Raw genomic sequence first — 10,662 nt, 5'->3', positions numbered from 1 at the left:
CGAACTCGGCGTTCACCGCGCCAGGTGGTCGGCGCGGGAGGCCACCTGCGCGGTCGTGCGGCGTTCCTGCGCCGGCACGGTCACGCTGGTCACCCGGTGGGCCCGCAGCCACCGCACGACGCGGTTCTGCTTGGTCATCCGCGCGGCGCGCCCGGCCTTCCGCAGCTGCTCCTCGCGGTAGGCCACCTCGGCGCTCATCGCGTCCAGGAGCTGGTAACTCATCGCTTCTTCCCCATCCTCTGCGAGTGCCTTCTTCCGTGACACTCACAGTCGTCCTGAGGTGGGGCCCGCGGCATCGGGCGATCACCCCGTCCTGGACGCCAAACGACCCCTTACCCGAGACACCGACCGGCGAAGAGCAGGTCGGCGGGGTAAGGGGTCGTCGGGTGGAACGTCAGTCGCGGGCCGGGCCGCCGGCGCGCACCGCCGCCAGCAGCCCCCGCCAACCCGAAGCAGGGAGGCGGAAAGCACCCCCTTCGGGGTCCTTCGAATCGCGCACCGCGGCGTCGCCGCCGACGAACGCGATCTCGACGCAGTCGTTGCCGCCGCCGCTGTGGCTGCTCTTGCGCCAGGTGGCCCGGGAAAGATCCGCGTCCGGCATCATGTTCCCCACTTCCTCACTGTGTCCTCGGTTCCAGGTGGTGCACTGCAGCCGGCGCGGTTGACCGTTCGGCGAACCGGCCGGCCGCCTCGGTGATCAAGTCGACCGAGTCGTCCGGTTTCAGTGCGGCAGCGCGCAGGTGGTCGAACATCAGCGCGTAGCGCCGGACGTCTTCGGGTTGTTCGAGGTACAGGCCGCTGGACGTGCTGTCGTCCACGTAGACGACGTCGGGGTCGGCCTGCTCGGGGAACCCCATGATGAGGAACGGGCCTTCCATGCCGGGGTGCGCGCCGGCTCCGAAGGGGACCACCTGGATGGTCACGTTGGGCTTCTCGGCGACCGAGGCCATGCGGTAGAGCTGCTCGGCCATCACCTCGGGGCTGTCGACCACGCGGTGCAGCACGGCTTCGTCGACCACCGCCCAGTACTCCGGCGGCGGCGTGTCGCTCAGCAGCTCCTGGCGCGCCATGCGCGCGGCCACGCGACGCCGGATCTCGGCGTCCTCGGCGTCGGGCCGCAGCGCCCTGATCACGGCGTGGGCGTAGCGCTCGGTCTGCAACAGGCCCGGCACGAGCAGCGCCTGGAACGCGCGCAGCGAGGTCGCGTCGGCCTCCAGGCCCACGAACGTGCCGGTGAACACCTCGTTGTACGCGTGCCACCAGCCGCGTTTGCGCGCCTCGCGGGCCAGCTGGACGAGCGCCTCCTGCTCGTCGCCGGTGATCCCGTAAAGCGCCAGCATGTCCCGGGCGTCGCGCGGGGTGACGCCGACGTGCCCGGTCTCGATGCGGCTCACCTTCGAGGCAGAGCACTCGAGCTTCTCGCCCACCTCGTCGATGGTGAGGTCGGCGGCTTCCCGGAGCCGGCGCAGCTCGCTCGCGAGCCTCCGGCGGCGAACGGTGGGTCCCTGGCCTCTCGCCACGACAGCACCTCCGGATCGTCTTACGCGCTGCGCGCACCGTCGGCCAACGCTGCCCGCACCGCATATCTAACCAGCCGTCCGACTAGTCAGTGGGGTATTAACACTTCGGAATTCCCGCCTTCGCGGCGGGGCTCCGCCCTGCAATTTGCAGATTGCGCTTGTACTCTGACACCCGTGTGAACCGGAACCGGTGACGCCGCGCCGCAGGGGCCGGCGGCGGTGATCGTTCCAGGTTCCTGAGCAGCGTAGACGACGACCAGCCGGAAACAGACACCGAGTGCGCGGGCGTTTCCGGCGGAAGGTGTCCGGGGCCGCCCCCCGACCGGTCCCGGGCACCTTCACCTTCCGTTGTCAGTTTTTGTCAGGCCGTCGCAGGCGTACTCCGGCGATTACCCGGCTACGTATTTCGCATTTACCGCCACCCGGAAGTGTGGTTGATTCCGCAAACCTCACTCAGCGAGACACTCTCAGTAGAACCTGCGACCGTCCTCACAGGACGCGCAGCAGTCCTTCCTGGACGACCGTGGCGATGTGCGTGCCGTCCTGCGCGAAGAACCGGCCCGTGGCCAGGCCGCGCGCGCCCGACGCGCTCGGCGAGGTGCTGTCGTAGAGGAACCACTCGTCGGCGCGGAAGGGCCGGTGGAACCACAGCGCGTGGTCCAGGCTCGCGCCGAGGACCTTGTCGACGTCCCAGTACACGCCGTGGCGCGCGAGGATCGAGTCGAGCAGCGTCATGTCGGAGGCGTAGGTGAGCACGCAGACGTGCAGCAGCTGGTCGGCGGGCAGCGTGCCGTCGGCGCGCATCCACACGCGGTTGCTCGCCGGGCGCTCGCCCGTGGCGCGGGTGATCCACGGCGGTTCGCCGACGTAGCGCACGTCGATGGGGCGCGGGCGCTCGGTGAAGCGCAGGCCGAAGCCGGCGGTGCGTTCCTGGAACGTCGGCAGCGTCTCGGGGGCGGGCACGTCGGGCATCGGCTCGCCGTGGTCCAGGCCTTGCTCGTCCTTCTGGAACGAGGCGGACAGCGCGAAGATCGCCTTGCCGTGCTGGATGGCGGTGACGCGGCGCGTGGTGAACGAGCGGCCGTCGCGGATGCGGTCGACCTCGTAGAGGATCGGCACGCTCGGGTCGCCGCCGCGGATGAAGTAGGCGTGCAGCGAGTGCACGGGCCGATCTTCGGGCACGGTGCGCCCGGCCGCCACCAGGGCCTGCCCGGCGACCTGGCCGCCGAACACGCGGACCGGGGAGTGCGCGGGCGAGACCCCGCGGTAGAAGTCCTCTTCCACCTTCTCCAGGTCGAGGAGGTCGACGAGCCGGTCGAGCACCGCCTGCCCGCCGCCGGCGGCCTCGTCGAGCCCGGCGGCGGCGGTCCTGGCGATATCGGTCATGCCCGAACCCTATTCGGTCGGCATGAAGCTCGTCCCTTATGCGTGGTCGTCTTCACCGAGGCGGTGCACGTGGATCAGGTTCGTGGAGCCGACGGTCCCGGGCGGGGAGCCGGCCACGATCACCACGAGGTCGCCACGCTGGTACTTGCCCATCGCGAGCATCGCCTGGTCGACCTGGTGGATCATCTGGTCGGTGGAGTCGACGCGCGGCACGATCGTGGTCACCGTGCCCCAGGTCATCGACAGCTGGCTGCGCACGCAGTCCTCCGGCGTGAACGCCATCAGCGGCAGCCGCGTGTGCAGGCGGGCCAGGCGGCGCACGGTGTCGCCGGACTGGGTGAACGCGACGAGCGCCTTGGCGTTGAGCCGCTCGCCGATGTCGCGGGCGGCGTAGGAGATCACGCCGCGCTTGGTGCGCGGGACGTGCGTGAGCGGCGGGACGACCGGCGAGTCGGTCTCGACCGCCTCGACGATGCGGCCCATCGTCTGGACCGTCTCGATCGGGTAGCGCCCGACGCTGGTCTCGCCCGAGAGCATCACGGCGTCGGTGCCGTCGAGCACCGCGTTGGCGACGTCGGAGGCCTCGGCGCGGGTCGGCCGGGAGTTGTTGATCATCGACTCGAGCATCTGCGTCGCGACGATGACCGGCTTCGCGTTCTCGCGGCAGATCTGGATGGCGCGCTTCTGGACCAGCGGCACCTGCTCCAGCGGCAGCTCGACGCCGAGGTCGCCGCGGGCGACCATCACCGCGTCGAAGGCCAGCACGATCGCCTCGAGGTTGTAGACGGCCTCGGGCTTCTCGATCTTCGCGACCACCGGCAGCCGGCCCTTGCCGACGCGGTCCATGACCTGGTGGACCAGGTCGATGTCGGCCGGCGAGCGCACGAACGACAGCGCGATGAAGTCGACGCCCAGGTGCAGCGCGAACTCGAGGTCCTCGATGTCCTTCTCGCTCAGCGCGGGCACGGACACGTCCATGCCCGGGAGCGAGACGCCCTTGTTGTTGCTGACGGGGCCGCCTTCGGTGACCTCGCAGACCACGTCCTGGCCCTCGACACCCTTGACCACGAGGCCGACCTTGCCGTCGTCCACCAGGAGGCGGTCGCCCGGCTTGGCGTCCTTCGCGAGGCCCTTGTAGGTGGTCGAGACGCGGTCGTGCGTGCCCACCACGTCCTCGACGGTGATCCGGACGACGTCGCCCGTGTGCCACTCGGCCGAGCCGCTGGCGAAGGTGCCCAGGCGGATCTTCGGGCCCTGCAGGTCGGCGAGGATGCCCACCGCCCGGCCACTCTCGGCCGCAGCGGCCCGGACCAGGTCGTAGACCTGCTTGTGGTCGCTGTGGCTTCCGTGGCTGAAGTTCATCCTCGCGACGTCCATTCCGGCGTCGACGAGTGCCCGCATCTTCTCCGGTGTGGAGGTCGCGGGACCCAGCGTACAAACGATCTTCGCGCGTCGGCTCACGTTCGATGAGAGTAGTCCCTCATCCCCCGCACGTCTGTACCGATACCGAAAGTTCGGAGGAAGTGTTCAGAAACCATTCAGATGACTAACCTCCGTGGTTATGACGGTGGTTCGCCGGCTGGTGGTCGCGATCGCGGCGTTCACCCTGGTCGGGGCCTGTTCCGCGCCCGCGGAGCCGCCGTGGCGCCCGGTTGACCTGCCGATTTCCGGTACGCGCGTACTGGGATTCGTCCGAACTTCATCGGGAATCGTCATGACCGGCTCGGTGCCGGGGCCTTCCGGACGGGCTCCGGCGGCGTGGCTGAACGGCGCCGCGATACCCCTTTTCCCGGCGACGGGTTACGGCCGGCAGGCGGAGCTGACGCTGCCCGCCGCCTCGGGTCCCCGGCTGCTCGCGCTGGGCTCCGCGTACGGCGGCGCCCACGCCAACCCGCGCCCGACGATCTGGACCGGGTCGGTGACCGACGGGCTGACCGAGCACGAGCAGCCCGTGGAGTTGCTCGGCGGCGAGCGGGCGGTGACGACGTCGGGCACGGCGGTGTCACCCGCGGGTTACCTGCTGACCGGCCAGTGGGACCACCGGTCCGGCGGGGTCGGCGCGGCGGCGTGGGCTTCGGCGGACGGCGCTTCTTGGGCTTTGCGGGAGGACCCTGCGCTGCTCAGCACCGCCGGCGACCAGACCCGCGCCCTGGCCGCCGCTTTCGACGGACAGGACTACATGGCCGTCGGCGATGCGCGGTCGGGACTCTCCGTGCACCCGGTGGCGTGGACCTCCCGCGACGGATCGGCGTGGCAGCGGGTGGACCTGCCTTCGCCCTCCGCGTCGGCCACTGCCTGGCAGATCAGCTGCACCTCCGGCTGCACCGCCGCGGGAACGACCGCCGAGCAACGCCTGGCGTGCTGGACGGGCCCTCCGTGGACGGCCTTCGCGGGCGGACCGGTGATTCCGCCTTCGCAACTGCTGGAGGTGACCGGCCTGACGGTGGACGCGTCGGGCCACCTGGACGTCGCAGTGAAGGTCGACGGCCGGCCCCGCTTGTGGCGCGTCGGGCGCCACTGCGAGGACTTCGCGGAGCTGCCGCTTCCCGAGCCCGCCGAGTCGCTGGCGTTGCTCGCCGACGGCCCCGACCTGCTGCTCGCCACGACGACGGGGTCGGGGAGCAAGGTTTGGCGGTACCCGCTCCCCCGTTGACGGGTGCGGTCGCCCGCCGCCCCGCCGAGCGCGGCCGGCAAGACCGGCGGCACCCGCGATGCCGACTCACGGACTCCAGCGGCCCACGCCACTGCACAGGCTGGCGCGACCTGCTCCCCGCCAACGGTGAGATCGCTCGCCGACCAGCCGAGACCACCACCGACGGCCGCCGGTGGGACCGGGTCGCGATGCCCGCTCACCCAGTCCCGCGGCGATATCGAGGCAAGGTCTGCCACTCCCGCTGACCAGCCCTAGCGGCGCGCCTGTTCGGCATAAGCCCGGCTCGGCGGCCCAAAACCTCCCAACGCCGGCAACTTCGGAGCCGGCAGCCCGAACCGACGTTGTGCGGCCGCCCGAGAGGTCGCGTGGCCGTTCCGCGCACCGCCCCTCCGGTCCGGCAGTTCGCTCCCCCGTTGACCGGGGCTAGCGGCGCGGCTGTTCGCTCGGCCCGACGTGGTCGCGGGCCCACTCGTTGAAGGCGCGCAGCTGGCGCCAGGACTTGCGGACGCGGTCGAAGGCCTCGCGTTCGTGGAGGAAGTCGGCGGGTTCCCAGGAGCGGGCGGCGTACACGGAGCGGTAGCGCAGCAGGTCGAGGCGGGGGTGGTCCTCGGCGAAGCCGCGGGGGCGGGACTTGAGGCGGTCGCCGAGGATGTCGAAGCCGGCGCGCTCGAGTTTGGCCAGGATCTGTTCCAGGGCGGGGCCGTGGAGCTCCGTGTCGACGGCCGTGCGGAAGCGGGCGATCTGGTCGGAGGCGAGGTGGAAGCAGCCGCCGCCGACGCGCAGGCCCGCGGGGCTCAGCTCGACGTAGTAGGCGCCGCCGCCGCGGCCCGACTCGATGACGCCGCCGCAGTGGGTCTTGTACGGGGTCTTGTCCTTCGCGAAGCGCACGTCGCGGTAGGGCCGGAACACCTTGCCCTCGCCGAAACCGTCGCCGAACTCCGGCTCCAGCTCCTTGAGCAGGGCCTCCATCGGCTCGCGCACGTCGGACTTGTAGGTGGCGACGTGCTGGTCCCAATAGGACTTGGAGTTGTCGGCCTCGAGCCCGTCGTAGAAATCGACGGCGTACTCACCGAATCCCGTGAACTTCACGCCCAGCACGATAATCCGCCCCACCGACAGTTTCTCCGCCGGAGCGGGTCGGTGCCTGGGGACCCGGTGCGGCCGGCGCGCCCCTGCGCCGCCGGCCGCACCGGAAGCGATCACTTCGCGACAGCCGTCACCAGCTCGCCGTTGGCCGTGTCACCGGACAGCTCCCACACCATGGCGCCGCCGAGGCCCTGCTGCTTCGCGTAGCTGATCTTGCCGCCGATCGTCGACGGGGTGTCGTAGCTCCACCAGTTCGACCCGCACTTGGCGTACGCGGTGCCCGCGATCGTGCCGGTCGACGGGCAGCTCGACTTCAGGACCTTGTAGTCCTCGATGCCGTCCTCGAACTTGCCCTTCGCCGGGCCGGTGGCCGTGCCGCCGGGAGCGCTCTGGGTGACGCCGGTCCAGCCGCGGCCGTAGAACCCGATGCCCAGCAACAGCTTCGACGCCGGCACGCCCTTGCTCTTCAGCTTCTGGATCGCCGCGTCGGAGTAGAAGCCGGCGGTGGGGATGCCGGCGTAGGAGGTCAGGGGCGAGTGCGGAGCCGTCGGGCCCTGTGCCGCGAACGCGCCGAAGTAGTCGTAGGTCATCACGTTGTACCAGTTCACGTACTGCGCGGCGCCCGCGTAGTCGGCGGCGTCGATCTTGCCGCCGTTGGTGCCGTCGGCCGTGATCGCCGCGGTGACGAGCTTCGACGAGCCGAACTTGGCGCGCAGCGCGGACATCAGGGTCCTGAACGCGGCCGGACCGCTGGAGTCGCAGCTCAGACCGCAGGCGTTCGGGTACTCCCAGTCGATGTCGATGCCGTCGAACACCCCGGCCCAGCGCGGGTCGTTCACGAGGTTGTAGCAGGAGTTCGCGAACGCGGTGGGGTTCTGCGCGGCCTGGGCGAACCCGCCGGACAGGGTCCAGCCGCCGAACGACCACAGCACCTTGAGGCCGGGATGCTTGGCCTTGAGCTTCTTCAACTGGTTGAAGTTGCCCGCGAGCGGCTGGTCCCACGTGTCCGCCACGCCGTCGACACTGCCCGCGGCGTCGTAGGTCTTCTGGTAGTCGGCGTAGGTGTCGACCATGGCGCAGCCGCCGTTGGTGACGTTGCCGAACGCGTAGTTGATGTGCGTGAGCTTCGCGGCGGAGCCGGAGGTCTCGACGTTCTTCACGTGGTAGTTGCGGTCGTACACACCCCACTCGGTGAAGTAGCCGACCACCTTCCCGACCGACGCCTGCGGGGCGGCCGGCGCTGCTGTGGCGGCGGTGGACACAGGGGCGGCCACGGCCGCCAAGGCGAGTGCGGCGCTGGCCAGGCTGACGAGCGCCAAGAAGCTCTTCCTGCGCGGACGGGGCATGCCGGCTCCCTTCGGGGAGTCACACCAGGTGACCGAACGGGGACAGTGGGGACTCTCACACCGTAAGTGGACTAGACCAATAGGTCAATGGTCCAGTCCAGGGAATCAACCGGACAATTCGACCGCTGATGTCGATCACGCGCGGAGCGAGGACGACCTGGTGACGGTGCGGCGACCACCTGCGTCTGGCGGTCTGTGCGGCGGCCGAGCCGGACTCGTCAGGCAGGCGTCTCGAACGTGATCCCCGCGGCCGCCGCACGGCGTTCGCCCCAGGCGTACAGGGCGGTGAGCGCCGGGCCGAGGGCTTCGCCGTCCGCGGTGAGGCGGTATTCGACGTGGGGGACGCGGCCGTCGAGGGACTGGCGGTGCACGAGGCCGTCGGCGGTGAGCTCGCGGAGCTGCTGGGTGAGCATCTTCTCGCTGATGCCCGGCATGCGGCGGCGCAGCTCGCCGTAGCGGTGCACGCCCTCCTTGAGGTGCGCGAGGATCACCGGCTTCCAGCGGCCGCCGATGACGTCGACGGTGAGCTCCACCGGGCACCAGTACCGCCTGCCCGCCATCACGGCCTCCTCGCTACGCACTGGAAAGTACGTGGTTGCCCGCCCGCGCCGGGTGCGCTCTGCTGGCCTCATGATTGTGGAATACCTGCGCTACACCATCCCGCCCGACCGTGCGGCGGCGTTCGACGCCGCGTACGCCGACGCGGCCGGCTCGCTCGAGAAGGCGCCCCAGTGCGTCGGCTACGACCTCAGCCGCTGCGTCGAAGACCCTACGCGCTACGTGCTCGCGATCCGCTGGACCTCGGCCGAGGCGCACCTCGAAGGCTTCCGCCGCGGCCCGCACTTCCCGCCGTTCTTCGCGGCGATCCGCGACTACGTCGGCGACCTCGACGAGATGCGCCACTACGAGCCGACGGCCGTCAGCGGCCCCCGCCCGCCCACGCTGTACGAATGGGCCGGCGGCGCCCCCGCGCTCGGGCGCCTGACCGAGGCCTTCTACCGCCGCGTGCCCGAAGACCCGCTGCTGGAACCGGTGTTCCGCGGCATGGACGCCCACCACGCCGAGCACGTCGCGGTCTGGCTCGGCGAAGTGCTCGGCGGCCCGGCCGACTACACCGCCCACCACGGCGGGCACCCGCACATGATCGGCCGGCACCTGGGCCGCGGAATCACCGAGGAGCAGCGCCGCCGGTGGGTGTCGCTGCTGCTCGACGCCGCCGACGAGACCGGTCTGCCCGCCGACCCGGAGTTCCGCGCCGCGTTCGCCGGGTATCTGGAGTGGGGCAGCCGGCTGGCCGTCCTGTTCTCCGCGCCCGGCGCCGAGCCGGCGACGGACGAACCGGTACCGCACTGGGACTGGACGATGCCGCCGTGGCAAGGGTCCTAGCCGAGTAGCCGCCGAGCCGTGGCCAGGGCGGTGTCGCTGCCGGCCGCGAGCTCGGCGGGCGTGAACACCGGCGTGCGGATGTCCGGCGCGATGCCGGCACCGTCGTACGTGCGCCCGTGCGGGTCGAGGTACTCCTCGTTGGGCACGACGGCCGTTCAGCCCGGCTGGGGCAGGGTGCGGTCCATGGTGTCGGAGTAGACGCCCTGGGTGTTCTCGCCGATCAGCACCGGCCAGGGCGTGCGGTTGAGCAGGGCCTGGGTGAAGGTCTCTCCCGCCGACACGTCCAGGCTCCCCACGAGGACGGCGAGCGGACCGGTGTAGTGCGGTCCGGTTGACGGGTGCACGAAAACCGGCTGGGGAACGGTGAAACCGGCACCGTCGCGGGCACGCTTGGCGTAGGCGAAGTGCGGTGTGTCGGTCAACCGCGCCGCGACGTCCAGGCCCAGGGCGTCGGCGCCACCGCCGTTCGCGCGCAGGTCCAGCACCAGTCCGCGCAGCGACCGGACCCGCGACGGGGTGAAGATCTCGTCCAGCGCGCCGGCCAGGACCTGCCGGTCGCCGGCGAAGGTGTCCGTGTAGCCCTGGAAACCCGTGATCCGCAGATAACCGACGCCGCCCGGCAATTCCGCGTACGTGATCGCACCCTCCGCCCAGCTCCGCGCCGGAACACCGAGAGCGGCATCCGTGACGGCGACCGCCCGCGGGATGATCGAGGGGTCCGGCGTGCCCGGCCGCGTCGAGGTGCAGCGGCGATCCGGCGTGAGCAGGCCGACGTGCGAGTCGTGCAGCGGTGTGATCAGTCCACAAAGGACGTCGCACAGCCGGTCCGGGTGCGCGGCGACCTCGGCGCGGGCCGCCCTCCCCTGAGCCGGCCAGTCGACGCCCTTGGCCGCGAAGAACGGGTAGTTCTCGGCGTACGTGTGCCAGAAAACGTCGAACGTGGCCAGCGGACTCCGGTCCGGCGGCGCCGAACACGCAGCGGGCAGCCCGCCTGGCACGCGGTGCAGCGACCGGACACCCAGGTCACCGTCGAAGCTCAGCGTGCCGCCTCGGACGGTCGCGACGGTGCCTTCGTTCGTGGCGAACGTCGTCCCGTCTCCGGTTCCGGTCAGCGAACCCGGCAGGCAGCTGACCGCGGTGACGTCGTAGGTGGTCAGTCGGCCACCCGAGATCCGCACGAGCTGCCCGTAGCCCTCGGTCCGCCACACACCGTCCACAGCGGACGAGGGAACCACCACGGCCGAGAGAAAAGCCAAGCCCGCCAAGAGAATGCGCATGGCAGCGA

The 10,662-nt window shown here is 70.9% G+C and carries 12 protein-coding genes; 2 read left to right on the top strand and 10 right to left on the bottom strand.

Features of this window, described 5'->3' with window-relative positions:
- Window positions 1–12: 12 nt before the first annotated feature.
- The 5 genes from ACQPXB_RS13045 to pyk form a co-directional block, all read right to left on the bottom strand.
- Window positions 13–222, bottom strand: a complete 210-nt coding sequence (locus tag ACQPXB_RS13045) for a hypothetical protein (protein ID WP_366583487.1) — start codon at window positions 220–222, stop codon at window positions 13–15.
- Between the two features lie 172 nt (window positions 223–394).
- The gene (locus ACQPXB_RS13040; protein ID WP_326837871.1) at window positions 395–604 is read right to left on the bottom strand and encodes a DUF397 domain-containing protein; all 210 of its coding nucleotides are present in this window, start codon (window positions 602–604) and stop codon (window positions 395–397) included.
- A gap of 13 nt (window positions 605–617) precedes the next feature.
- A complete protein-coding gene (locus ACQPXB_RS13035; protein ID WP_285969107.1) occupies window positions 618–1,520 on the bottom strand; it encodes a helix-turn-helix domain-containing protein in 903 nt (300 codons plus the stop codon).
- Between the two features lie 489 nt (window positions 1,521–2,009).
- Window positions 2,010–2,906, bottom strand: coding sequence for an acyl-CoA thioesterase (locus ACQPXB_RS13030; protein WP_386956360.1), 897 nt, complete (start codon window positions 2,904–2,906; stop codon window positions 2,010–2,012).
- Between the two features lie 36 nt (window positions 2,907–2,942).
- Entirely contained in the window at window positions 2,943–4,367 is a 1,425-nt protein-coding gene (pyk, locus tag ACQPXB_RS13025; protein ID WP_366583489.1) for a pyruvate kinase, read from the bottom strand.
- A 100-nt stretch (window positions 4,368–4,467) separates the two neighbouring features.
- Between pyk and ACQPXB_RS13020 the strand changes: the two genes are divergently transcribed.
- On the top strand, window positions 4,468–5,559 hold the full coding sequence (locus ACQPXB_RS13020; RefSeq protein WP_432851762.1) for a hypothetical protein: 1,092 nt from the start codon (window positions 4,468–4,470) through the stop codon (window positions 5,557–5,559).
- A gap of 423 nt (window positions 5,560–5,982) precedes the next feature.
- Here the strand turns inward: ACQPXB_RS13020 and ACQPXB_RS13015 are convergent, their stop codons facing one another.
- From ACQPXB_RS13015 to ACQPXB_RS13005, 3 genes are all read right to left on the bottom strand, one after another.
- The gene (locus ACQPXB_RS13015; protein ID WP_432851760.1) at window positions 5,983–6,648 is read right to left on the bottom strand and encodes a DUF2461 domain-containing protein; all 666 of its coding nucleotides are present in this window, start codon (window positions 6,646–6,648) and stop codon (window positions 5,983–5,985) included.
- A gap of 110 nt (window positions 6,649–6,758) precedes the next feature.
- A complete protein-coding gene (locus tag ACQPXB_RS13010; RefSeq protein WP_432851758.1) occupies window positions 6,759–7,991 on the bottom strand; it encodes a glycoside hydrolase family 18 protein in 1,233 nt (410 codons plus the stop codon).
- A 218-nt stretch (window positions 7,992–8,209) separates the two neighbouring features.
- On the bottom strand, window positions 8,210–8,551 hold the full coding sequence (locus ACQPXB_RS13005; protein WP_432851756.1) for a winged helix-turn-helix transcriptional regulator: 342 nt from the start codon (window positions 8,549–8,551) through the stop codon (window positions 8,210–8,212).
- Between the two features lie 70 nt (window positions 8,552–8,621).
- Here ACQPXB_RS13005 and ACQPXB_RS13000 point away from each other — a divergent pair, with 70 nt between their 5' ends.
- Window positions 8,622–9,377, top strand: a complete 756-nt coding sequence (locus tag ACQPXB_RS13000) for a group II truncated hemoglobin (protein WP_432851754.1) — start codon at window positions 8,622–8,624, stop codon at window positions 9,375–9,377.
- On the opposite strand, the gene ACQPXB_RS12995 is transcribed toward ACQPXB_RS13000, so the two are convergent.
- Window positions 9,374–9,523, bottom strand: a complete 150-nt coding sequence (locus ACQPXB_RS12995) for a hypothetical protein (protein WP_432851752.1) — start codon at window positions 9,521–9,523, stop codon at window positions 9,374–9,376. The genes ACQPXB_RS13000 and ACQPXB_RS12995 overlap by 4 nt on opposite strands.
- A 9-nt stretch (window positions 9,524–9,532) precedes the next feature.
- Entirely contained in the window at window positions 9,533–10,654 is a 1,122-nt protein-coding gene (locus ACQPXB_RS12990) for a S41 family peptidase (protein ID WP_432851750.1), read from the bottom strand.
- Window positions 10,655–10,662 lie beyond the last annotated feature (8 nt).

Origin of the sequence: Amycolatopsis sp. CA-161197, from assembly GCF_050942255.1 — a bacterium.
Classification (GTDB): Bacteria; Actinomycetota; Actinomycetes; order Mycobacteriales; family Pseudonocardiaceae; genus Amycolatopsis.
This window is presented reverse-complemented; position numbering and strand designations above follow the sequence as displayed.

Excerpts from the sequence above, each read along its gene's own strand:
- ACQPXB_RS13005 (WP_432851756.1), bottom strand. The coding sequence starts at position 8,551 with ATGGCGGGCAGGCGGTACTGGTGCCCGGTGGAGCTCACCGTCGACGTC.
- ACQPXB_RS13045 (WP_366583487.1), bottom strand. The coding sequence starts at position 222 with ATGAGTTACCAGCTCCTGGACGCGATGAGCGCCGAGGTGGCCTACCGC.
- ACQPXB_RS12990 (WP_432851750.1), bottom strand. The coding sequence starts at position 10,654 with ATGCGCATTCTCTTGGCGGGCTTGGCTTTTCTCTCGGCCGTGGTGGTT.
- ACQPXB_RS13020 (WP_432851762.1), top strand. The coding sequence starts at position 4,468 with ATGACGGTGGTTCGCCGGCTGGTGGTCGCGATCGCGGCGTTCACCCTG.
- ACQPXB_RS13040 (WP_326837871.1), bottom strand. The coding sequence starts at position 604 with ATGATGCCGGACGCGGATCTTTCCCGGGCCACCTGGCGCAAGAGCAGC.
- ACQPXB_RS13030 (WP_386956360.1), bottom strand. The coding sequence starts at position 2,906 with ATGACCGATATCGCCAGGACCGCCGCCGCCGGGCTCGACGAGGCCGCC.
- ACQPXB_RS13010 (WP_432851758.1), bottom strand. The coding sequence starts at position 7,991 with ATGCCCCGTCCGCGCAGGAAGAGCTTCTTGGCGCTCGTCAGCCTGGCC.
- ACQPXB_RS13000 (WP_432851754.1), top strand. The coding sequence starts at position 8,622 with ATGATTGTGGAATACCTGCGCTACACCATCCCGCCCGACCGTGCGGCG.